Source organism: Streptomyces sp. NPDC050287 (assembly GCF_044459385.1).
In the GTDB taxonomy this organism is placed as follows: Bacteria; Actinomycetota; Actinomycetes; order Streptomycetales; family Streptomycetaceae; genus Streptomyces.
The window spans coordinates 307409-331998 of the sequence record NZ_JBITIY010000002.1; the positions used below are offsets into that span (position 1 = coordinate 307409).

At 71.9% G+C, this 24590-nt stretch carries 13 protein-coding genes; 12 read left to right on the plus strand and 1 reads right to left on the minus strand.

What is annotated here, in order from left to right:
- The first annotated feature begins 12 nt into the window (after nucleotides 1-12).
- The 3 genes from ACIBK3_RS06800 (at nucleotide 13) to ACIBK3_RS06810 (ending at nucleotide 3484) form a co-directional block, all read left to right on the plus strand.
- Nucleotides 13-600 (plus strand): sigma-70 family RNA polymerase sigma factor, encoded by a 588-nt coding sequence (locus tag ACIBK3_RS06800; protein WP_286064117.1) that lies wholly within the window; start codon nucleotides 13-15, stop codon nucleotides 598-600.
- Nucleotides 601-739: 139 nt separating this feature from the next.
- Nucleotides 740-2245 carry an IMP dehydrogenase gene (guaB, locus tag ACIBK3_RS06805; RefSeq protein WP_399362597.1) on the plus strand — a complete coding sequence of 502 codons (1506 nt, stop codon included), beginning with the start codon at nucleotides 740-742 and terminating at the stop codon, nucleotides 2243-2245.
- 114 nt (nucleotides 2246-2359) lie between these two features.
- Nucleotides 2360-3484, plus strand: a complete 1125-nt coding sequence (locus tag ACIBK3_RS06810; protein WP_399362599.1) for a GuaB3 family IMP dehydrogenase-related protein — start codon at nucleotides 2360-2362, stop codon at nucleotides 3482-3484.
- Between the two features lie 674 nt (nucleotides 3485-4158).
- Here ACIBK3_RS06810 and ACIBK3_RS06815 read toward each other — a convergent pair.
- Nucleotides 4159-5367, minus strand: a complete 1209-nt coding sequence (locus ACIBK3_RS06815; RefSeq protein ID WP_399362601.1) for a nucleotide sugar dehydrogenase — start codon at nucleotides 5365-5367, stop codon at nucleotides 4159-4161.
- Nucleotides 5368-5674: 307 nt separating this feature from the next.
- Between ACIBK3_RS06815 and ACIBK3_RS06820 the strand changes: the two genes are divergently transcribed.
- The 9 genes from ACIBK3_RS06820 to ACIBK3_RS06860 all read left to right on the plus strand — a co-directional run bounded on the left by ACIBK3_RS06820 (nucleotide 5675) and on the right by ACIBK3_RS06860 (nucleotide 24590).
- The gene (locus ACIBK3_RS06820; protein ID WP_399362603.1) at nucleotides 5675-7381 is read left to right on the plus strand and encodes a glycerol-3-phosphate dehydrogenase/oxidase; all 1707 of its coding nucleotides are present in this window, start codon (nucleotides 5675-5677) and stop codon (nucleotides 7379-7381) included.
- Between the two features lie 494 nt (nucleotides 7382-7875).
- Entirely contained in the window at nucleotides 7876-10164 is a 2289-nt protein-coding gene (locus tag ACIBK3_RS06825; RefSeq protein ID WP_399363940.1) for a serine/threonine-protein kinase, read from the plus strand.
- Nucleotides 10165-10350: 186 nt separating this feature from the next.
- Nucleotides 10351-13452: a protein kinase gene (locus tag ACIBK3_RS06830; RefSeq protein ID WP_399362605.1), complete on the plus strand. Its 3102-nt coding sequence runs from the start codon at nucleotides 10351-10353 to the stop codon at nucleotides 13450-13452.
- Between the two features lie 268 nt (nucleotides 13453-13720).
- Entirely contained in the window at nucleotides 13721-15625 is a 1905-nt protein-coding gene (locus tag ACIBK3_RS06835; protein ID WP_399362607.1) for a protein kinase, read from the plus strand.
- 62 nt (nucleotides 15626-15687) lie between these two features.
- Nucleotides 15688-17451, plus strand: a complete 1764-nt coding sequence (locus tag ACIBK3_RS06840) for a serine/threonine-protein kinase (RefSeq protein ID WP_399362609.1) — start codon at nucleotides 15688-15690, stop codon at nucleotides 17449-17451.
- 54 nt (nucleotides 17452-17505) lie between these two features.
- A complete protein-coding gene (locus ACIBK3_RS06845; RefSeq protein ID WP_399362611.1) occupies nucleotides 17506-19302 on the plus strand; it encodes a serine/threonine-protein kinase in 1797 nt (598 codons plus the stop codon).
- A 99-nt stretch (nucleotides 19303-19401) separates the two neighbouring features.
- Nucleotides 19402-21057, plus strand: coding sequence for a protein kinase (locus ACIBK3_RS06850; protein WP_399362613.1), 1656 nt, complete (start codon nucleotides 19402-19404; stop codon nucleotides 21055-21057).
- 66 nt (nucleotides 21058-21123) lie between these two features.
- Entirely contained in the window at nucleotides 21124-22743 is a 1620-nt protein-coding gene (locus ACIBK3_RS06855) for a succinic semialdehyde dehydrogenase (RefSeq protein WP_399362615.1), read from the plus strand.
- 68 nt (nucleotides 22744-22811) lie between these two features.
- Nucleotides 22812-24590 carry a GMC family oxidoreductase N-terminal domain-containing protein gene (locus ACIBK3_RS06860; protein WP_399362618.1) on the plus strand — a complete coding sequence of 593 codons (1779 nt, stop codon included), beginning with the start codon at nucleotides 22812-22814 and terminating at the stop codon, nucleotides 24588-24590.

Consider the following 24590-nt stretch of genomic DNA (forward strand, 5'->3'; position numbering starts at 1 on the left):
CACCATGGACCGATGCGCGACGACGAGGCGGGCACGGCCCCAGGGGCGATCGGCGGGCTCGTCCACCGTGCCGTCGACGGGGACGAGCAGGCCACGCACGACCTGCTCGCCCATGTCCACCCCCTGGCGCTGCGCTACTGCCGCACCCGTCTGTCCCGTCTCCCGGGCGACGCCCGGCACTTCGTCGAGGACCTCGCCCAGGAGGTCTGTGTCGCGGTCCTCCTGGCGCTGCCGCGCTACAAGGACACCGGTCGCCCGTTCGAGGCGTTCGTCTTCGCCATCGCCGCGCACAAGGTCGCCGACCTCCAGCGGGCGGCGATGCGCCACCCCGGCTCTACGGCCGTCCCCTCGGACGAGATGCCCGAGCGGCCCGACGACTCCCTCGGCCCCGAGGAGCGCGCCCTGCTGAGCAGCGACGCCGAATGGGCCAAGAAACTGCTGGCCAACCTTCCCGAGAACCAGCGCGAGCTGTTGTTGCTGCGGATCGCGGTGGGGTTGACGGCGGAGGAGACGGGTCAGATGTTGGGAATGTCACCCGGTGCGGTCCGTGTGGCCCAGCACCGGGCGCTGAGCAGGCTGCGTGCGCTCGCCGAGCAGTAGGGCCTTCGTTGAACAGGGGCTGCGCCGGTTCCGTACGAACACACGAAGCCCCCGGTCAGGCGGAACACTGGAATTCGGGCCCCCCACTTCCCGTTAGCATGGACATCCGCACCGATCAAGGCCATTTGGGGAAGGTGTCATGACTGCAAACGTCGACGGAGTGCCCGCCAAATTCGCGACCCTCGGGCTCACCTACGACGACGTGCTGCTGCTGCCGGGTGCATCCGAGGTGCTCCCCAACGCGGTCGACACCTCGTCCCGCATCTCCCGCAACGTCCGCGTGAACATCCCGCTGCTCTCCGCGGCGATGGACAAGGTCACCGAGTCCCGGATGGCGATCGCCATGGCCCGTCAGGGCGGCGTGGGCGTACTGCACCGCAACCTCTCCATCGAGGACCAGGTCAACCAGGTCGACCTCGTGAAGCGCTCCGAGTCCGGCATGGTCACCGACCCCATCACGGTGAACCCCGACGCCACCCTGGGCGAGGCCGACGCCCTGTGCGCCAAGTTCCGCATCAGCGGCGTACCGGTCACCGACCCGGACGGCAAGCTGCTCGGCATCGTCACCAACCGCGACATGGCCTTCGAGACCGACCGCTCCCGTCAGGTGCGCGAGGTCATGACCCCGATGCCGCTGGTCACCGGCAAGGTCGGCATCTCCGGCGCCGACGCCATGGAGCTGCTGCGCCGCCACAAGATCGAGAAGCTTCCGCTGGTCGACGAGGCGGGCATCCTCAAGGGCCTCATCACGGTCAAGGACTTCGTCAAGGCCGAGCAGTACCCCAACGCCGCGAAGGACGGCGAGGGCCGCCTGATCGTCGGTGCCGCCGTGGGCGCCAGCCCCGAGGCGCTCGAGCGGGCCCAGGCGCTCGCCGAGGCCGGGGTGGACTTCCTGGTCGTCGACACCTCGCACGGCCACAACAGCAACGCCCTGAGCTGGATGTCGAAGATCAAGTCGAGCGTCCACATCGACGTGATCGGCGGCAACGTCGCCACCCGCGACGGCGCCCAGGCCCTGATCGACGCCGGCGTCGACGGCATCAAGGTGGGCGTGGGCCCCGGCTCGATCTGTACCACCCGGGTGGTCGCCGGCATCGGCGTCCCGCAGGTCACCGCCATCTACGAGGCGTCGCTGGCGGCCCGCGCGGCCGGTGTTCCGCTGATCGGCGACGGCGGTCTGCAGTACTCCGGCGACATCGGCAAGGCGCTCGCCGCCGGCGCCGACACCGTGATGCTGGGCAGCCTTCTCGCCGGCTGCGAGGAGTCGCCCGGCGAGCTGCAGTTCATCAACGGCAAGCAGTTCAAGTCGTACCGCGGCATGGGCTCGCTCGGCGCCATGCAGTCCCGCGGCCAGGCCAAGTCGTACTCGAAGGACCGCTACTTCCAGGCCGAGGTCGGCTCCGACGACAAGCTCGTGCCCGAGGGCATCGAGGGCCAGGTGCCCTACCGCGGCCCGCTGGCCAACGTGCTGCACCAGCTCGTCGGCGGTCTGCGCCAGACCATGGGCTATGTGGGCGCCGCCACCATCGAGGAGATGGAGAGCAAGGGCCGCTTCGTCCGGATCACCTCGGCGGGCCTCAAGGAGAGCCACCCGCACGACATCCAGATGACGGTCGAGGCGCCGAACTACAGCCGCAGCAAGTGACAGCCACGCGCGCGTGAGGCACGACAGGGCGGCCCCGGGGCATCCGGGGCCGCCCTTGTCGTACCCGTCGGCGATACTGGAAGACGCTGCAACGAAGAGGGAAAGGCCACAGACGTGACTGAGATCGAGATCGGGCGCGGCAAGCGCGGCCGCCGGGCGTACGCCTTCGACGACATCGCCGTCGTCCCCAGCCGCCGTACGCGGGACCCGAAGGAGGTCTCGATCGCCTGGCAGATCGACGCCTACCGCTTCGAGCTGCCGTTCCTGGCCGCCCCCATGGACTCGGTCGTCTCCCCGGCCACCGCGATCCGCATCGGCGAGCTCGGCGGCCTGGGCGTGCTCAACCTCGAGGGCCTGTGGACGCGGTACGAGGACCCGCAGCCGCTGCTCGACGAGATCGCCGGGCTGGACGTGGACAACGCCACCCGACGCCTCCAGGAGATCTACGCCGCTCCCATCAAGGAGGAGCTGATCGGACAGCGCATCAAGGAGGTGCGCGACTCGGGCGTGGTCACCGCGGCCGCGCTCTCCCCGCAGCGCACGGCCCAGTTCTCCAAGGCGGTCGTGGACGCGGGCGTGGACATCTTCGTCATCCGCGGTACGACGGTTTCGGCGGAGCATGTCTCCGGCTCGCACGAGCCGCTGAACCTGAAGCAGTTCATCTACGAGCTCGACGTCCCGGTGATCGTCGGCGGCTGCGCCACGTACACCGCGGCCCTGCACCTGATGCGCACCGGCGCGGCGGGCGTGCTGGTCGGCTTCGGCGGCGGCGCCGCGCACACCACGCGCAACGTGCTGGGCATCCAGGTCCCGATGGCGACGGCGGTCGCCGACGTGGCCGCCGCCCGCCGGGACTACATGGACGAGTCCGGCGGCCGGTACGTGCACGTGATCGCGGACGGCGGTGTCGGCTGGTCCGGCGACCTGCCCAAGGCGATCGCCTGCGGCGCCGACGCGGTGATGATGGGCTCCCCGCTGGCCCGCGCGACCGACGCGCCGGGCAGGGGCCACCACTGGGGCATGGAGGCCGTCAACGAGGAGCTGCCGCGCGGCCAGAAGGTCGACCTCGGCACGGTCGGCACCATCGAGGAGGTCCTCGCCGGTCCGTCCCACACGCCGGACGGCTCGATGAACCTCTTCGGCGCGCTGCGGCGGGCGATGGCCACCACCGGTTACAGCGAGCTGAAGGAGTTCCAGCGGGTCGAGGTGACGGTGGCGGACTCGGTGCATCGGCGGTAGCTCGCGTAGTCCCGCAGTTCCGTAGTCCCCGTAGGACGTGCAGGGGCCGGTCTTCTCACTTGGGTGAGGTGACCGGCCCCTTTCCCATGCCCGGGGGGCCTGCGGGGGCGCGTGACGCGGGGTGGGGGCGCACGGTTGCCTTCGGGGCGGATTCGGGCTGGTCAGGGGGGTCGTAGGCGGTAGCGTCCGGTTCGGCGCCCCAGGTTTCTGGAGCGCCCCCTTCCAAGGACATGGTTCCGGACCCCGGCCCTCGGGGCCCGGCCCGAGTTCCAACGGACCGCCTAACCGGGCCACTGGGCGGCGTCGTGGAAGGGGGCGCCCATGGGACGCCACCGCAAGCCCACTCGCTGGGACCGGATCCGTCTTCGGATGGTGAAGTGCCGGAGGAGGTGGATCTTGCGGCTTTTCGGATGGTGAGCGGCCACCCCTACAAGACCTAGGGGTGGACACTCCGTTCACCGTTCAGGAGCCTGCCGCAGTGCCCTCTGCGGTGGGCTCCACCTGTTTCGGATGGTGAGCGGCCGCCCCTATACACAGTAAGGGCGGACACCCGTAATCCGTCAGGAGTCTGCCGCAGTGGCCTCTGCGGTGGGCTCCACCTGCTTCGTACGTTACCGGTGGGCCCTGTCGCTCGCCACCAGCCCTGGGGGCCCGGCCGCCCCGCGCGCCCCGTTTCACAACCGATGCGCCGCCCCCGTAGGAGTAGCCCCCCGCGTGTCCAGCAGCAGCTGGGCCTTCACGGACAGGCCCTGGAGGTCGTACGTGCGGTGCTGCTGGAGCAGGATCGTCAGGTCGGCGTCGGCGGCGGCCTCGTAGAGGGAGTCGGCGCGGGGGACCGGGCGGCCCAGGACGTTCCAGGACGGGATGTGCGGGTCGTGGTAGCTCACGGAGGCACCGAGCTCCATCAGCCGGGTCGCGATCTCCTGGGCGGGGGTGGCCTGCTGGTCGGCCAGGTCGGCCTTGTAGGTGACGCCGAGGAGGAGGACGCGGGCGCCGCGCGCGGACTTGCCGTGCTCGTTGAGGAGGGTGGCGGCGCGCTGGATGACGTAGCGCGGCATCTGGCTGTTGACCTGCTGGGCGAGTTCCACCATGCGCAGGGTGCGGCCGGCCTGGCCGGTCAGGTCCTGGGGGACGGCGTGGCCGCCGACGCCGGGGCCGGGGCGGAAGGCCTGGAAGCCGAACGGCTTGGTCTCCGCGCAGCGGATGACGTCCCAGAGGTCGACGCCGAGGTCGTGGCAGAGGACGGCCATCTCGTTGACGAGGGCGATGTTGACGTGCCGGAAATTGGTCTCCAGGACCTGCACGGTCTCCGCTTCGCGGGGTCCACGCGCGCGGACCACCTTGTCGGTGAGACGGCCGTAGAAGGCGGCGGCGGACTCGGTGCAGGCGGGGGTGAGGCCGCCGATCACCTTGGGAGTGTTGGCCGGGGTGAAGTCGCGGTTGCCGGGGTCGGCCCGGCTGGGGGAGTAGGCGAGGTGGAAGTCGCGGCCCGCGCGCAGGCCGGAGCCCTCTTCGAGGAGGGGGCGCAGGAAGTCCTCCGTGGTGCCCGGCGGGACGGGCGACTCCAGGATGACCGTGGTGTGCGGGCGCAGGCGGGCCGCCAGGGTGCGGGCGGCCGCCTCCACCTGGCTCAGGTCGAGCCCGCCGTCCGCGCCGCGTGGGGTGGGGGCGCAGATGGCCGCGGTGCGTACCCGGCCGAGTTCCGCCGCACTGGTGGCGTACCGGAAGCCCCCCGAGAGCATCCGGCGCAGTTCGGCGGGGCTGAGGGAGCCGGGCTCGGGTCCGGTCCGGTATCCGAGGGTGGAGATGCCGGCGGCGACGGCGGCCTGGGCCAGCGGCAGTCCGTAGGGGCCGAGTCCGATGACGGCGAGATCTGCGGGCATGGCGTGGGCCGTCCTTCCCAGTAACCGAAGCGGGACAGGTGCGCAAGCCCGGTGGACAGGATGGGCGAGAGCAATGTCAGACTAGGAGTAAATATGACCGTTATGCGGGATTGATGGCGTGTGTCTTCCTGTGGGTCCGTGAGTGCTGTTCCGTGAGTGTTGTTCCGTGAGTCCGTGAAAGTTGTCCACAGGCTGGGGGTGAGTGGTGGCTGAACTCGGGCAAGCCGGTCAGAATTTGGGCATGGGGGATACGAACCGGGCCACTCCGTAGGGGTGCGACCGGCACGACCGACAGCGGGAGGCAGCGGTGAGGACAGCGATTCTGGGACCGGCGCAACGCGCCGAGTCACTCGCATCAATGGCCGAGCGCGAACTGGACGTGCTGGTGGTGGGCGCGGGTGTGGTCGGTGCGGGCACCGCGCTGGACGCCGTGACCCGGGGGCTGTCCGTGGGCCTGGTCGAGGCGCGTGACTGGGCGTCCGGCACCTCCAGCAGGTCCAGCAAGCTGATACACGGCGGCCTGCGGTATCTGGAGATGCTCGACTTCGCCCTGGTCCGTGAGGCGCTGAAGGAACGCGGTCTGCTGCTGGAACGCCTCGCACCGCATCTGGTGAAGCCGGTGGCGTTCCTGTACCCGCTCCAGCACAAGGGCTGGGAGCGGCTGTACGCCGGCTCGGGCGTCGCGCTCTACGACGCGATGTCGATGGCCCGCGGGCACGGCCGGGGCCTGCCCGTGCACCGCCATCTGAGCCGCCGTCACGCCCTGCGCGTCGCACCCGCTTTGAAGAAGGACGCACTGGTGGGCGCGTTGCAGTACTACGACGCTCAGATGGACGACGCCCGCTTCGTGGCCAACCTCGTGCGCACGGCGACGGCGTACGGCGCGAAGACCGCCAACCGCGCGCGGGTGACCGGGTTCCTGCGCGAGGGCGAGCGGGTCGTCGGCGCCCGGGTGCAGGACGTGGACGGGGGCGGGGAGTACGAGATCCGCGCCAAGCAGGTCGTCAACGCCACCGGCGTGTGGACCGACGACACCCAGGCGCTGGTGGGGGAGCGCGGTCAGTTCCACGTCCGGGCGTCCAAGGGCATCCATCTGGTCGTCCCCAAGGACCGCATCAACTCCTCGACCGGGCTGATCCTGCGCACCGAGAAGTCCGTCCTGTTCGTCATACCGTGGGGCCGGCACTGGATCATCGGCACGACGGACACCGACTGGGATCTCGACAAGGCCCACCCGGCCGCCTCCAGCGCCGACATCGACTACCTGCTGGAACATGTGAACTCGGTCCTCGCCGTCCCGCTGACCAGGGACGACGTCCAGGGCGTCTACGCGGGCCTGCGTCCGCTGCTGGCCGGCGAGTCGGACGCGACCAGCAAGCTGTCGCGCGAGCACACCGTGGCGCACCCGGTGCCCGGGCTCGTGGTCGTGGCGGGCGGCAAGTACACGACCTACCGGGTGATGGCCAAGGACGCCGTGGACGAGGCGGTGCACGCGCTCGACATGCGGGTCGCCGAGTGCGTGACGGAGGACGTGCCGCTGCTGGGGGCGGAGGGCTACCGCGCCCTGTGGAACGCCCGGGCGCGGATCGCCGCCCGCACGGGCCTGCACGTGGTGCGCGTGGAGCACCTGCTGAACCGGTACGGCGCGATGGCGGAGGAGGTCCTCGACCTGGTCGCCGCCGACACCTCGCTCGGCGTTCCGCTGCAGGGCGCCGACGACTATCTGCGCGCCGAGGTCGTGTACGCCGCCTCGCACGAGGGCGCGCGGCACCTGGACGACGTGCTGACCCGGCGCACCCGCATCTCCATCGAGGCCTTCGACCGGGGCGTGCGCTGCGCCCGCGAGGCCGCCGGACTGATGGCGCCGGTGCTCGGCTGGGACAAGGACCAGATCGAGCGGGAGACCGAGCACTACGAGAAGCGGGTGGAGGCGGAGCGGGAGTCGCAGCGGCAGCCGGACGATCTGACGGCGGACGCGGCACGGCTCGGAGCGCCGGACATCGTGCCGTTGTAGGGCTCTCTGCGAGCGGTCCGCCGGATGGTCGGGCTGAGGGGCCGCGGGTGGTCCAGGGTCCGCTGGTGGTCCTCTGGGGGGCGAGTGGGGGGCTTTCCGAGCGGGGTGTGGCTCGCGGGGTGGCTCAACGTCACTCGAACGAGTGGCGGGGTGCGGGATCTCCGTTCGGGACCCGGCCGTTACACGTGGTGGGAGGGCAGAACTCGGCGGTGAGCAGGGCGGCGTGGAAGCGGGGCCCGGATCGGCGAGCGTGGTCAGCGGCTCGCCCGCGGCCCCGGTCGGCCGCGGGTCGTGTTCGGTGACATGTCCCGTCGGCGGCCCAGGCGCGGTCGTGACCGGTGGGTGAGGGCGTGGGCGGACTGCGGCGGGAGCGGTGGCGGGGTGTCCCGGGTCGTGCGGCGGGCTCGGTGTCACCAGGGGCACCCTGGGCGTTGGGCACTTGTCGGGTGAGGGACAATGGAGGCTCTGTCAGGGCGGGTTGCATGAGGGGACGCATGTCGGAGGCGGAGCGGGCGGGGACATCCCGTCAGGACACTCGTCAGGACAACAGCGGGCGTCTTCTCGCCGGGCGGTACCGGTTGGGAGACGTGCTCGGTCGCGGCGGCATGGGGACGGTGTGGCGTGCCGAGGACGAGACCCTGGGCCGCACGGTCGCCGTCAAGGAACTGCGGTTCCCGTCCAACATCGACGAGGACGAGAAACGGCGCCTGATCACACGTACGCTGCGCGAGGCCAAGGCGATCGCGCGGATCCGCAACAACAGCGCCGTGACGGTCTTCGACGTGGTCGACGAGGACGACCGGCCGTGGATCGTGATGGAACTCGTCGAGGGCAAGTCGCTCGCCGAGGTCATCCGCGAGGACGGCCTCCTCGAACCCAGGCGGGCGGCCGAGGTGGGCCTGGCGATCCTCGACGTGCTCCGGTCGGCGCACCGTGAGGGCATCCTGCACCGCGATGTGAAGCCGTCCAATGTGCTGATCTCCGAGGACGGCCGGGTCGTCCTCACCGACTTCGGCATCGCCCAGGTCGAGGGCGACCCGTCCATCACCTCGACCGGCATGCTCGTCGGTGCCCCGTCCTACATCTCCCCGGAGCGGGCCCGCGGTCACAAGCCGGGTCCGGCGGCGGACCTGTGGTCGCTGGGCGGGCTCCTCTACGCGTCGGTCGAGGGTGTGCCGCCGTACGACAAGGGGTCGGCCATAGCGACCCTGACGGCGGTGATGACCGAGCCGCTGGAGGAACCGAAGAACGCCGGTCCGCTGAAGGACGTCATCTACGGCCTGCTCAACAAGGACCCCGCCAAGCGGCTCGACGACGCGGGCGCGCGGGCGATGCTCAACGCGGTGATCCACACGCCTGAACCGAAGGCCGAGCCCGAGCCGGTGCCGGACGCGACGAAGGTCGTGCCGTTGCCGCCGCAGCCCGACGAGCGTGCGGACAAGAGACGTTCCCCGAGCGGCACCGGGAGCAAACGGGGCGAGGAGGCCGGCGAGCGGTTCCGTGGAGCGCTGCGTTCCATGCGGAAGGCCGCCGGGGCGGGGGGAGCGGCGGCGACATCCGCGGGATCGGCCGCGGCTCACACCAAGCCCGGGAGCGGGACGGAGGGTTCCGCGGCCGGAACTGGGACTGGTCGTGGGTCCGGGGCCGGCGCTGGGTCCGGCGTTGGATCTGGAACCGGGCCTGGGGCTGGGTCCCGCGGTGGGCTTGCCGGTTCGGGGGCTGCCGGTGGCGCGGGGGGCCCGCGTTCCGGGGGTGCGGCCGGGCTTGGTGGTGCGGCCGCTTCGAAGACGGCGGGCTCCTCCTCTTCGGAGAAGGGAGCGTCGACCGGGTCCGTCTCCCCGTCCGCTTCGTCTGCTTCATCCGCTTCGGGAGCCGCTTCCGCTGCGCTGTCCGGATCGGCGCCCGGGGCTCGGGACGGGAGTACGCAGGGGGCGAACGGCGATACGGGTGGCCGGAGTTCCGGGTGGCCCGTGATGACTCCGCCGGACCTGCCGCCGCGGCCCGTGCCGAGGGCGCCGCTCACCGACGTCGTGCCGCGCAGGACGCTGGTGATCATCGCGGTGGTCGTGGTGCTCGTCGTGATCGGCACCGTGCTGGCGTTGACGCTCGGGGACGGCGGCGGTTCGGACGGGGCCTCGGGCGGCGGGGCCAAGGCGACGGCCAGTGCGAGCGGGAGCGCCGACACCAAGGAGGACAAGGGCGGGGGCACCCGTACGGACGGTTCGCAGAGCCCGTCCGCGACGGCAGGGTCGGGACAGCAGGGCGCGTCGAATGCGTCGAGCGAGGAGGCGAGCGCGTCCGACGGCGGCGGTGCGGGGACGGGCGGTTCCTCCGGCTCCACCGGCGACGACGCGGCTTCCACCACGCACCAGGGAAGTCAGGGGTACTCGATCGGGCTGCCCGAGGGCTGGAAGTACCGCTCGACGGACGCGGCGGGGGACCGGTTCACCGGGCCCGCCGGGCAGAAGCTGCTCGTGGCCTGGACGTCCACGCCCAAGGGCGACCCGGTGGCGGACTGGCAGAACCAGGAACGCTCCATGACGCGCTCCCAGTACAAGAGGATCCGCATAGAGAAGGTGGGCTACCGCGGTTGGAACACGGCCGACTGGGAGTTCACCTACACGGACGGGGGGACGCGCTACCGGACGATCGACCGGGGGTTCGTCGTCAGTGGCGACCAGGGGTACGCGCTCATGTACACGGCGAAATCCGCCAATTGGGACAGCGCCCTGCGTAAGGGCACCTGGCAGATCCTGACGAGGACCTTCCAGCCGAAGGCATGAGAAGCCGTGCGGTGATCGACTCCTTGTTCGATCCAGGGTTTGGGACGTGAGATCTGGCATCCCCTCTTTGCGGGTTGCCTCCGGCACGTATCGTGAGTGGTTGCGGACCGTACGCATCCAGGTATGCGTACGGAACGGCTCACGAGGCGAACGGAATTGACCGACCGGCCGGCCGGGGGAGGCAACGTGGACGACTATGCGGGACGGGTACTCGCCGACCGCTACCGCCTGCCGCTGCCGCCCGCCGACGAGTACGAACTGACCGACACCCGGGCCTTCGACACCTACAGCGGACAGGAAGTCCTGGTCAGACAGGTGCCATTGCCGGAGGTCGTCGAGGCGGAGGTGCTCGACGCCGAGGGTCTGCCGGACGGTTTCACGGCACGGGACCCGCGAGGAGCGCGGGATCGGGGGGTGCGGCGCGTTCCCGGCGGCGGGGGCGTACGGCGGCCGACGGATCCGGCCGTACTGCGGGCCGTCGAGGCCGCGCAGGCCGCGGCGCGGATCCCCGACCATCCCCGGCTCGACCAGGTCTTCGACGTGTTCGCCGAGGGCGGGTCCCTGTGGATAGTCAGTGAGTTGGTGGCCGCGCGGCCACTGGCGGCGCTGCTCGCGGAGAAGCCGCTGACGCCGTACCGGGCGGCCGAGGTCGCCGACGACGTCCTCATGGCCCTGCGGGTCCTGCACGCTCACGGCTGGGTGCACCGGAACGTCACCACGCGCACGGTCATGGTCTGCGACGACGGCCGTGTCATGCTGACCGGCCTGGCGGTCGGGGCGGCGGAAGAGGCGCTGTGCGGGTACGACCCGGTGCCCGCCGAGGACCAGGAATGGGGCTCGGGGGGCGGCGAGTCCGGTGACGGGCGCGGGCCCGCCGGAGGAGCCGCGGGCTCCGGCGGAGCTGGCGCGGGGAACGGTGGCGTCGGGGTGCCGATGGGTGCCGGTGGTGCTCGTGGTGGTGGTGTTCATGGCTCCGCCGGTGGTGTTCATGGCTCCGGCGGTGGGGCGTATGGCTTCGGCGGTGGGACGTACGGTTCCGGCGGTGGGGCGTACGGTTCGCGTGGTCCTGTCGGACCCGGTGGTCCGGGTGGTCCCGGCGGCCCTCAGCGATCGGGTGATCCCGGTGGTCCCGGCGGTCCCCAGGGAATGGGCGGCTCGGGCGGTCCCCAGGGAATGGGCGGCTCGGGCGGTCCCCAGGGAATGGGTGGCTCCGGTGGTCCGCATGGTCCTGTGAGTGCCGTTGGGCTCGACGGGGCCGATGCCGAGGCTGCTCGGCGGGCTGCCATCGAGGCACGGGCCGCGGGGGCACTGCCCGTTACCGGGGCGGAGACGGCGAACGGGTCGACGACAGCGCCGGTTCGCCGGGCTGTCGACACCGGCGCGGACGTCAGGGCGGCGCGGGCGGGGGCCATCGCCGCGTATCGCGCGGGGGCGCGCGCCGCGGCCCGGGTCCAGGAGGCGCAGGACGGTCGGGCGGCCCTGCCGGGAGCACGTCCCGCCCCCGAGGGCAGTCCGGCGGCTCTGCCCAGTGCCCGTCCCGCCCCCGAGGGCGACCCCGCCGCACAGGCCAACGGCTCGGCGCAGCAGCCGCCGTACGCCACGTCCAACGGTGCGGGGCAGCCGTACTCCGGCGTGAACGACAGTCAGCACCCGCCCTACCCGGTGGCGGACGGCGTGGAGCAGCAGCCGTACTCCTCCGGGGCGAACAGGGTGCAGCAGGCATCCGGGAGCGTGCCGCCGGGGCAGACAGTGGATCCCTATGGTGTGCGGCCTGCCTCCTGGCACGGCGCCGCGCCCCGCGGCGGAGCTGGTGCTGCGGGTGGCGCGGGCGGGGGGCAGGAGTTCCGCGGGAACAGCGGTGCCGGGTACCCCGGTGACGCGTCCTCCGGGCAGCGCCCCACCTCCGCCGCGGGCGGCCCCGGATCCGCCCAGGCCCCTGCCGGTGGCGCATCGTCGGCGCTGCCTCCCGGTGCCTCCGCGTCCACCGGGCGTTGGGACGAGCCGGCCGTCGGTGCGCCCGTGCGGCGTGGACCCGCGACCGCCCTGGCGGCGGAGCGGGCCCGGCAGGCGCGGATGGCTGTCGTCGGCCCCGTGACCGAGCGGTGGGCACCGGAGCAGGCCGGACCGGTGCACGAGAACTGGCAGTTGGCGGCGCCGATCGGTCCCGCGACCGACCTGTGGGCGCTGGGCGCCCTGCTCTTCAGGGCCGTACAGGGACACGCGCCCTACCCGGAGGAGTCGACGGCCGAGCTGGTGCAGTTGGTGTGCGCGGAGCCGCCGGCCTTCGCCGAGGAGTGCGGTCCGCTGCGGCCGGTCGTCGAGTCGCTGCTGCGGCAGGACCCGACCGAGCGGCTCGACTTCGAGGAACTACGCGGCTGGCTGCGCTCGTTGGTGCGTTCGGCGCCCGAGCCGGAGGCCGGTGCGCATGTCGTCGCCGCGCCGCCCACCGACACCAGCCGGCTTCCTGTCATACGGCGGCGGGGCGAGCTGGTGCGCAGGCGGCGCGCCGGACTGCCGGCCCACCACGGGCGGCACAAGCGGGCGCGAGAGGAGGCGAGTTCGCCGCGCAGGCTCGGCCGGACCCTGCTTCTGCTGATCCTGCTCCTGCTGGCGGGCGCGATCGCGTACGCCATGCTCTTCATGCCGAAGTCCGGCTCCGGTGCTCAGGGCGCCGCGGACCGTGGTACCGGGGCTTCCGGTGAAGTCGGCCCGGCGCCCGAACAGTCCCCGGAGGCGAGCAGCGAGCCCCGGCCGGAGCAGACCTCGCCGGGTTCCCAGGGCAGCCCCTCCGCGTCGGCCGGGGCCGGCGAGACGCAGACCGCCGGGCCCCAGGTCGCCGACGGCTTCACCCTGCGCAAGGACACCGAGGGTTTCCAGGTCGCCGTCGCCGACGGCTGGGACCGCGCACCGCTCAACGGGCGCGGTCAGGTCGTGTACACGCACGGGAACTTCGAGCTCGTCGTCGTACCGGGACGGGACACCGCGAGCGCGGACGGCAGCGACCCGATGGTGTACCAGCGGGAGAAGGAGCCGGAGCTGCAGCCGTACCGCGACTCCAGCTGGGCCACCGCGACCGGACTGAAGACGATTCAGGTGGGCGGCCGGACCATGGCCGAGGGGCAGTTCACCTGGACCGGCGATGACGGACAAGAGCTGTATGTGCGCAACATCGCGATGCTGATCGGCGGGAAGTACCACGTGGTGCAGGTGCGTGGCCCGGAGGCGGAGCGGGACGAGGTGACCCGGCTGTACGAGCAGGCCTCGGGTACCTACCAGTTCACCGGTTGACACATGACAGGCGACGGGCTGACACGCCACCGGTCGCGGCCTGATCGCAGGACCGGCCATGGGCTGGTCGCTGAAAGGCCATCTGCTCATCCGTCGGGCCACCGGCTACCGGCTGACGGGACGCGGTTCGCGGGCTCTTGGTTGACTCGCGTCCCAGGAAGCGACAACCGTCACAGTGCGGTCTCCATGACGCCCCCCTGGTTCCGTTCGGCGACGACGGGTACTTACTCTGACCCTGTCAAGACCATTGCGGGGCAACGTGAATCAGATGCAGGGCCAGCTCCTCGCGGGGCGCTACCGGCTCGCCGACCCGATAGGCAAGGGCGGCATGGGCCGGGTGTGGCGTGCCCATGACGAGGTACTGCACCGGGCCGTCGCGATCAAGGAGCTGACCGCCGCGCTCTACGTGTCCGAGAGCGACCAGGCCGTCCTGCTCGCCCGTACCCGGGCCGAGGCGCGTGCGGCGGCCCGGATCAACCACTCCGCCGTCGTCACCGTCCACGACGTGCTGGACCACGACGGCCGGCCGTGGATCGTGATGGAGCTGGTCGAGGGCCACTCGCTGGCCGACGCGGTCAAGGAGCAGGGCCGTGTCGAGCCCCGGGAGGCGGCCCGGATCGGGCTGTGGGTGCTGCGGGCGCTGCGCGCCGCGCACTCCGCCGGGGTACTGCACCGCGATGTGAAGCCCGGCAACGTGCTCCTCGGCCGGGACGGCCGCGTCCTCCTCACCGACTTCGGTATCGCCCAGATCGAGGGCGACACGACCATCACGCGGACCGGAGAGGTCGTCGGCTCGGTCGACTACCTCGCCCCGGAGCGGATCCGCGGCCACGACCCGGGGGCGTCCTCCGACCTGTGGGCGCTCGGCGCCACGCTGTACACGGCGGTCGAGGGCAGGTCGCCGTTCCGCCGGACGACGCCGCTGACCACCATGCAGGCGGTCGTGGACGAGGAACCCGCCGAGCCGCACCACGCCGGCCCGCTCGCGCCCGTCATCGCCGCACTGCTGTGCAAGGACCCGGCCGTGCGGCCCGACATGGACGCGGCCGAGCAGATGCTCGCCGAGGCGGCGGAGGGGCGGCGGCCGAGCGACGCTCAGGCGTATGTGCCCACCCACCATGTAGGCGCCCGCACGCTGGATACCGGTTCCACGGCGGGCGGTTCCATGGCGGGCGGGCCCATGGCGGGCGGGCCCATGAGCGCGGGGCGTCCCATGGGCGCGGGCACCATGGGTTCCGGCCCCATGGGTTCCCACCACACGGGCCCTTCCTACACGGGCTCCTCCTACACAGGCCCCTCCCACACGGGCTCCCCCCGCACCGGTTCCCCTTACACCGGTCCCCACCAGGAGGTGGAAGGCCGCTCGGGAGCGACCGGGCCGGCGACCACATCCGCCACGTCGGCGACCGCTGCGCCGTACGCCCCGGCGACCGGCCCCACCGTGCTCGGCCCGGCGCATCGCACGGCCACCGCCGCCACGCAGCCGCCCAAACGCCGCCGTCTGCGCACGCTGGCTCTGGTCGTCGCCCTCGCCGCGATCATCGGCGGCGGTACGGCCGTGGGGCTGCGGGCGTGGAACGAGGCGCGGCAGCAGGACGGCGCCGGTGCCGCCACCGGCTCGCCGAGCCCTTCGGAGTCGAGTGGGAGCGCACGGGCACCCCAGGGAGGCGTTCCGGCCTCGTGGGTACCGTATGACGACCCAGTGGGCTTCAGCCTCTATCTGCCCAAGGGCTGGGAGCGGAAGGTCTTCGGCAGCAGCGACGACCGCACCCTCACCCAGGTCGACTACACACCGGACGGCGGCAAGCACTTCGTCCGTATCGCCGTCGACACGTCGCCGGACTTCAGCGACCCGTACGCCCACCAGCTCGACCTGGAGCAGCAGTTGCAGCGGCTGCGCGACTACCGGCGCGTGACCCTGCACGACAACCTCTACCGGGACCGCGACGGCGCCCGCTGGGAGTACACCTGGACCGCGCTGCCCAAGGACACGCCGCATCCGGGACCGCGCAGGGCCGTGGAGGAGACGTACATGTCCCGGGACGGTGTCGAGTACGCCATCTACATGTCCTCGCCCGCCGAGGACTGGGCGACGACCAGCAAGCAGTTCACTGCCGTGCTGCAGGGCTGGCAGGAGAAGACCTCTCAGAGGACCCCTCAGAAGACCTCTTAAGTGATGGTTTTGGCCGGTCGACGCCCCGGAAGGGGGCCGTCCGGTGGGGCATGATGAGCCGCATGGGGACCGAGGGGGACAACGCCCGGGTGATCGCGGGCCGCTACCGGCTCGAGGCGCGGCTGGGGCGCGGGGGCATGGGGGTCGTCTGGCGGGCGAGCGACCAGTTGCTCGGCCGCGGCGTGGCGGTCAAGGAACTCCTCCTCGACGAGGCGCTCTCCGCCGAGGGCGCCCAGCGGCAGCGGGAGCGCACCCTGCGCGAGGCGCGTGCGGTGGCCCAGTTGAGCCATCCGCACATCGTCGTGGTCCACGACGTCGTCGAGCACGACGAACGCCCGTACATCGTCATGGAGCTGATCGAGGGCGGCTCGCTCGCCGACCGGATCGCCGCGCACGGTCCGGTCGACGCCGACGAGGCCGCCCGGATCGGCATCGCCCTGCTGGGCGCGTTGCGCACGGCGCACGAGGCCGGGGTCCTGCACCGCGACATCAAGCCCGCGAACGTCCTGGTGGAGGACGGCACCGACCGCGTCGTCCTCACCGACTTCGGTATCGCCCAGGTCGCGGGCGCCACCACACTCACCGAGACCGGTTCCTTCGTCGGCTCGCCCGAGTACACCGCGCCCGAGCGGATGTCCGGGGGGAGGACCGGTCCCGCCTCCGACCTGTGGTCGCTGGGCGCGCTGTTGTGCACCATCCTGAGCGGCGAATCTCCGTTCCGGCGGGACTCGTTGGGTGGCATCCTGCACGCGGTCGTCTCCGCTGAGATACATCCGCCCGCGCAGGCCGAGCCCATCCTTCCCGTCGTACGGGGCCTCCTGGAGCGCGATCCGGAACGGCGGCTGGACGCGGAGCGGGCCGAGCGGATGCTGCGGACCTTCCGGGACACCGGCCGCACACCCCCGCCTCCGCCGCCCCGGCGTACCCGCACCCTGTCGCTCGGCCGCGGCCGGACGAGGCCCGCCGCCGGCACCCCCGCCGGCCCGGCCGACCGCCCGCCGGAGCCGCCGCCCGACCACACCCCGGAGCCGCCGTGGGACCGCCCGCCGGAGCCGGCGTCCGGGTACGTCCCGCCCAGGCCGGACGAGCCCGCCCGGCACCAGGCGGCCCGTTCCGGGCGCTCCCCGCGAGGCGTGCTGATCACCGCGCTGCTGGTCTCCGCGATGGCCGGCGCGGGCGTGTCCGCGGCGGCACTGCTGATGAACGGGAGCGGCAACGGGGCGGACACCGCGGGTACACCGACGAGTTCGGCGTCGTACACGACGGTGAGCCGGCACCCGAGCACAAGTCCCGGCACGCGCCCGATTTCCAGCCCGCCCCCTTCCGCCCCGTCCACTTCCGCCCCGTCCCCCTCCGCACCCTCCGCCTCTTCCGGTCCTTCCGCCCCGTCCGGCTACCACCTCGCCCGTGACCCCGCCGGGTTCGTGCTCGCCGTGCCGGACGGCTTCAGCCGCGAACCGCAGGGCGAGCGGGTCTTCTACATGTCACGGGGGAAGGCCTTCCGCCTCGGCATCAGGGTCGCCGACCCCGACGCGGGCGGCCCGCTGGCCGTGCTGCGGCGGGCGGCGGCCGAGGGCCCCGGCACCAACCCCGGTTACCGCGACGGCCGGGTCACCCGGACCACGCACCGCGGACGTCCGGCCGCGCTCTGGGAGTTCACCTGGGACGGGTTCAGCGCGGCGGAGGGCCCCCGGCACACGTACGACCTGTGCTGGGAGGAGGGCGGACGGCTGTACGACGTGTGGGTGTCGGCGCCGGTCGGAAAGGTGCGGGAGGCGAAGGAGTACTTCGACGTCGCGGTCGACACGTTGGTCACGGGTGTGTGACCGGACAGCGTTCGAGGTGGATACCGGCCCGGTTGGCGCGATATGGATGGACCCATGAGCAGCAACGGGGGAGCCCCTTACGGGTCTGACGAGCCGACGAGTTTCGCTCTGCAACCACCGAAACCACCGGAGATGCCGCCACCGCCGAATCCGCGGACCCCGCCCACCACACCGGACCAGCCGGACCAGCGGATTCAGCTGAATCCGTCGAGCCCGCCGGTGGCGGTGCCGCACCCCGACAACCCCTACGCCGTGCCCACCCAGGCCGTCCCACCGCAGCCCCAGCCACAGAACCAGCCGCAGAACCAGCCCACCCAGCCACACCCCGCCCAGGCATCCCTCACACCTGACCCCCGCGCCGAACGGCTCATCGCCGGCCGCTACCGTCTGCTCGGCAAGCTCGGGCACGGCGGTATGGGCACGGTGTGGCGGGCCAAGGACGAGACCGTGGACCGCGAGGTCGCCGTCAAGGAGCCCCGCGTCCCGGATCACCTTCCCGAGCGCGAACAGGCCACCGCGTTCGAGCGGATGCGCCGCGAGGCCCGCGCCGCCGCCCGGCTCGACCACCCGGCCGTGGTGAACGTCCATGACGTGGCGGTCGTGGACGGCCGGCCGTGGATCGTGATGGAGCTGGTGCGGGGCCGTTCGCTGGGCGACGCGTTGCAGGAGGGCACCCTCGGGGCCCGGGAAGCGGCGAAAATCGGCCTCGAGGTGCTGGGCGCGCTGGAGGCCGCGCACGCGGCGGGCATCCTGCACCGGGACGTCAAGCCGGACAACGTCCTCCTCGGCCGGCACGACCGGGTCGTCCTCACCGACTTCGGGATCGCGCAGATCGAGGGCGAGACCAATCTGACCGACACCGGCGGCTTCGTCGGCTCGCCCGAGTACATCGCGCCGGAACGTGTGCTCGGTCAGCGCCCCGGTCCGGCCAGCGACCTCTGGTCCCTGGGCGTGGTCCTGTACGCGACCACGGAGGGCGTGTCCCCGTTCCGCCGCACCAACACCCCCGCCACCCTCCAGTCCGTTCTCAACGCGACGCCCGCACCGCCCGCCTCCGCGCCGGGCCCCCTCGCCGACGCCATCAACGGTCTGCTCCAGAAGGACCCCGCGCGCCGCCCGAACGCCGCCCAGGTCCGTGCGTTGCTGGAGAAGGCCGCGAACCCGCCTGCGCCGCCCCCGACCACCGAGTTCGTGCCGCACCCCGAGGCCACGCAGCGGGGCTTGCGGCCCGCGCCCGGCCGCAAGGTCTGGTTCGGACTCGGTGCCGTGGTCGTCGCGGCGACGGTGACGGCGTACCTGATGATCGCGCACCCGTTCGCGGGGCCGTTGCCCGACGACTGGAAGACCGAGCACGAGAAGGACGTCGCCGCGACCCTGGCGGTGCCCGCCGACTACCAGCGCTCCGTGCCCGACCGAAAGACCGACAAGGGGCACTGGGTCACGTACACGGACTGGAGCGGCAGCATCTGGATCGGGCTGACCCTGGACCGGAAGGCCGAGGACACCACCAACGACATCGCGGGGTCGGCCGCCGCCGAAATGTACGACGACGACACCGAGTTCAAACAGAGCGGCAGCTACAGCCTGAGCATGCCGAGCAGTACGAAGACGAAGACCAAGCCCGACAACGCGACCTTCCGGGGTAAAAAGGCCGCCCAGAACACCGTCGTCTACGACACCGACGACAGCCGGAACCCCCGCCCGCGCGAGCTGCGGATCCTCTACTACAAGACCCGCGGCGGCGACATGTACAAGCTCACGGTCAGCTACCCGGGCAAGGGCGACTTCACCGAGCGCGGCCGCGAGGTGGCGAAGACGGCGATCGCGAATCTGAACGTCGACACGTTGTGACCCCAGCCTCTCACCACCGCCTCTGACCCTGCCCCCTGCCCTTGCCTCTGACCCTGCCCAGCGTCGACAAGGAGGCGTCGCGCACGGTACTCATGGGGCATGAGCTACGACGGGGACGACACCGACCCCAGGAACGCGCTGCTCGGCGGTCGTTACCGTCTGATCGAGCGCATAGGCAGCGGCGGGATGGGCACCGTCTGGCGGGCGCGTGACGAGCTCGTGGAGCGTGAAGTCGCAGTGAAGCAGCCGCGGTTGCCGGGCGACCCGGAGGACGAGGAACACCGCCGCGCCGCCCACCGGCTCTACCGTGAGGCCCGTGCCGCCGCCCGCGTCGACCATCCCGCCGCCGTCTCCATCCACGACGTCGTCGTCGAGGAGGCGGACGGACTCCCGTGGATCGTCATGGAGTTGGTCCAGGGTGAGTCCCTGTACGAGAGGCTCCGCCGCGGTCCCCTCCCGCCCGCCGAGGCCGCCCGCGTCGCCCTCGCCGTCCTCGGCGCGCTGCGCGCCGCGCACGCCGTCGGCATCGTGCACCGGGACGTGAAGCCGGCCAACGTCCTCCTCGGACCCCACCACCGCGTCGTCCTCACCGACTTCGGCATCGCCCACGTCCAGGGCGAGGAATCCCTCACCGCCACCGGCGAGTTCATAGGCTCCCTGGAGTTCGTCGCCCCCGAGCGCATGTCCGGCACCGGTGCCGGACCCGCCTCAGACCTCTGGTCCCTGGGCGTGCTCCTGTACACCGCCGTCGAGGGTGCCTCCCCCTTCCGCCGTACGACCCCGGAGGCCACCCTCGCCGCGATCGTCACCGCCGACCCGCCGGAGCCGGAGCAGCCGGGGCCCCTCCAGTCCCTGATCACCCGGATGCTGGCGAAGGATCCCGAGCGGCGACCGGACGCGGAGGAGATCGCACGGGTACTGGAGTCGGTGGCGGAGGCGGCGGAGCGGCGGCCGGGTTCGGAGGCGGGGGACGCCGTGAAGGAGGCCGAGGAGACCTCGCCGCACGAGCCCGTCGTAGAAGAGCCAACCGTACGAGAGCCCGTCGTAGAAGAGCCAACCGTACGAGAGCCCGTCGTGGAAGAGCCGACCGTACGAGGGCTCGACGTACGAGAGCCCGCCGTAGAAGACGGCACGGTACGAGAGCCCGCCGTGCAAGAAGACCCCCGGCCGCACCCGCACCCGCACCCCGCGTCCCCCCGCCGCAGCCTCCTGCGCACCGGTGTCGCCGTCATCGGTGTGCTCCTCCCCGGAGGCATCTGGCTGGGCACCTCGTTCGCCGACGGGACCGCCGGGCAGGGCGGCTGGGTCGTGCACCGGGAGGACGGGATGGGCGCCGTCCTGCATCTGCCCCGGGGGTACCGGCCCCTGTCCTCGGTGGGCGAGGCGGGTGACTCCACCCGGCTGGCCGTCTACAGCGACGAGGTGATCAGCGTGTACCTCAGTGAGTGGGAGAAGGCTCCCCGTTCCCCGATGACCGAGGCCAGACAGACGCCGATCGGGTGGGAGGGGCACGAGAGCCTGCCGGGCCAGTACACGCGTACCAGCTTCCACGGGGACGAGGCCGCTCTCGCCGACGTCACCTACGACCCGGACGGCAGGCCGCCGACCCGGGTGATGCAGCTGATCATCCGCACGGACGACGACCGCCTGTACCGACTGCGGGTGGACATGCCGAAGAGAACGCCGGACGAGAAACGCGGCACCGCCCTCTTCAAGGGCGCCCGTTCCCGGCTGAAGATCGGAACGGACGGGTGACTGCTCGGTGAATCCGTATTACTGACGGGTACCCAAAGGCCTCCGCGCCGGAATACCCTGCGGCACATGACGGACGCGCAGGCCCCGGCCAAGACCAAGACCGGCACGAACCCCATCGCCCCCGCCCCGGCGGGCGCCCGTACCGCCGCCGACGTGGTCACCCCCGAGCTGATCGCCCAGCTCACCAAGGGCGTGGCCGGCTCCGGCCGGACCGCGAACCACACCCCGTTCACCGGCGAGAAGCTGGCGGACCTGCCCGAGTCGACCCCCGAGGACGTGGAGAAGGCGTTCCAGGCGGCCCGCAGGGCGCAGACCGTCTGGGAGAGGACCCCGGTACGGCAGCGGGCGGCCGTCCTGCTCCGCTTCCACGATCTGGTCCTGGAGCGCCAGGCCGAGGTTCTGGACCTGATCCAGCTGGAGACCGGCAAGGCCCGTCTGCACGCCCACGAGGAGGTCCAGGCCGTCGCCGTCGCGGCCCGCCACTACGGCCGCAAGGCCCCCGCGTACCTCAGGCCCAAGCGGCACACCGGCGCCGTCCCGACCCTCACGAAGGTCACCGAGCTGCGCCACCCGCGCGGTGTCGTCGGCCAGATCGCCCCCTGGAACTACCCGCTGGAGCTGTCGGTCGGCGACGCGCTCCCGGCGTTCGTCGCGGGCAACGCGGTCGTGATGAAGCCCGACACGGAAACCTGCCTCACCGCCCTGTGGGCGCGTGACCTGCTCATCGAGGCGGGACTGCCCGCCGACGTCTTCCAGGTCGTGCTCGGCGAGGGTCCGGTCGTCGGCCCAGAAGTGGTCAGGCACGCGGACTACGTCTCCTTCACCGGCTCCACCCGCACCGGCCGCGAGGTCGCCCAGGGCGCCGCCGCCCGGCTGATCGGGGTCTCCCTCGAACTCGGCGGCAAGAACGCCATGCTGGTCCTCGAGGACGCCGACATCGAGAAGGCCGCCGCGGGCGCCGTCCGCGCGTGCTTCAACTCCGCCGGCCAACTGTGCATCTCCATCGAGCGGTTGTACGTCCACGAGTCGATCGCCGACGCCTTCGTCGAGCGCTTCGCCGCCCGCACGAAGGCGATGCGCCTCGGTACGTCCCTCGCGTACGGCGCCGACATGGGCTCGCTGGTCGGCGAACGCCAGCTGGAGACCGTCACCCGGCACGTGGAGGAGGCCGTCGCCAAGGGCGCGAAGCTGGTCGCCGGCGGGGTGGCCCGCCCGGACATCGGCCCGTACTTCTTCGAGCCGACGATCCTCGACGGCGTGACCGAGCCGATGGCGGTCTGCACGGAGGAGACCTTCGGCCCGGTCGTCTCCCTCTACCGCTTCAGGACCGACGACGAGGCCGTCGACCAGGCCAACTCCACGCCGTACGGCCTCAACTCCTCGGTCTGGACGAAGGACGGCCGCCGCGGCCGCGAGGTCGCCGCCCGCCTGCGCACCGGCACGGTCAACATCAACGAGGGGTACGCGTCCGCCTACGGCAGCGTCCAGTCCCCGATGGGCGGCATGAAGGACTCCGGCCTCGGCCGCCGCCACGGCTCCGAGGGCATCCTCAAGTACACCGAGGCCCAGACGGTGGCCGAGCAGCGGCTGCTGCCGATGGCGCCCGCACTGGGGATGGACGACGAGAAGTACGCGCAGTTCATGAGCCGCAGCCTGAGGCTGATGAAGGCCTTCCGGTTCCGCTAGACACCGCCCGTTCTCAGCACTCGTCCTCACCGCCCGTTCTCAACACCCGTTCTCAACGAGGAGAGCATGTGCCCCAGGACACCTACGACTACGACGTCATCGTCGTCGGCTCCGGCTTCGGCGGTTCCGTGACCGCCCTGCGCCTCACGGAGAAGGGCTACCGCGTAGGCGTCCTGGAGGCCGGCCGTCGTTTCACCCGGGAATCGCTCCCGAAGAACTCCTGGGACCTGAAGAACTACCTGTGGGCTCCCCAGCTCGGCTGCTACGGAATCCAGCGCATCCACCTGCTCGGCAACGTCATGGTCCTGGCCGGCGCGGGCGTCGGCGGCGGCTCCCTCAACTACGCCAACACCCTCTACGTCCCGCCGAAGCCCTTCTTCGACGACCCCCAGTGGCGCGACATCACGGACTGGAAGGACGAGTTGGCGCCGTACTACGACCAGGCGCGCCGCATGCTCGGCGTCCGACTCAACCCGACGATGACCCCGTCCGACGTGCACCTGAAGGCCGCCGCCGAGCGGATGGGCGTGGGCGACACCTTCCACATGGCGCCGGTCGGCGTGTTCTTCGGGGACGGTGAGGACGCCGACGGCTCGGTGCGGGCCAAGCCCGGCGAGCAGGTGCCGGACCCCTACTTCGGCGGCGCGGGGCCCGCCCGCAAGGCCTGCAACGAGTGCGGCGAGTGCATGACCGGCTGCCGGCACGGCGCGAAGAACACCCTCAACGAGAACTACCTGTGCCTCGCCGAGAAGGCGGGCGCGGTGGTGCACCCGCTCACGACGGTCGTGTCGGTCACCGACGACTCACAGGGCGGCTACGCGGTCGCCACCCTCCCCACCGACGACCGCCGCAAGGCGAAGGGCCGCACCTTCAAGGCGCGCCGGGTCGTACTGGCCGCGGGCACGTACGGCACCCAGACCCTCCTGCACCGGATGAAGGCGGGCGGCCAACTGCCGTACGTCTCCGGCAAGCTGGGCGAACTCACCCGCACCAACTCCGAGGCGCTGGTCGGCGCGCAGACCGACGACCGCCGCTACCGCAAGGTGACCGGCGAGCACAAGGTCGACTTCACGCGCGGGGTCGCCATCACGTCCTCCGTCCACCCCGACGCCGACACCCACATCGAGCCGGTCCGTTACGGCAAGGGCTCCAACTCGATGGGCAGCCTGTCGATCCTCCAAGTGCCGTACGCGGAGGGGGCGTCCAGGACGGCGGCCTGGCTGAGGAACGCGGCCCGCCACCCGCTCCTGGTCCTGCGGTCCCTGTCCAACCGCCGCTGGTCGGAGAAGACCATCATCGGCCTGGTCATGCAGTCGCTGGACAACTCCCTGACGACGTACCTGAAACCGGACGGCGTGGGCAAGGGCCTCCTCACCGCCCGCCAGGGCCACGGCTCCCCGAACCCCAAGCAGATCAAGGCGGCCTCGGAAAGCGCGTCCGCCATCGCGGCCGAGATCAACGGCTTCGCCGGCTCCAACGTCGGCGAACTGATGGGCACCCCGCTCACCGCCCACTTCCTCGGCGGCTGCCCGATCGGTTCCTCCCGCGAGAGAGGCGTCATCGACCCCTACCACCGCCTCTACGGCCACCCCGGCATCTCGGTCGTCGACGGCGCCGCGGTCTCCGCCAACCTGGGCGTGAACCCGTCCCTGACCATCACGGCCCAGGCCGAGCGCGCGATGTCGTACTGGCCCAACAAGGGCGAGGCGGACCCGCGTCCGGCGCAGGGACAGCCGTACGAGCGTCTCAAGCCGGTCGAGCCGAAGTCACCGGCGGTCCCGGCGGACGCGTTCGGCGCGCTGAAGCTGCCGTTCCTGGGGATACCGGCGGTGCCGCCGAAGAAGTGA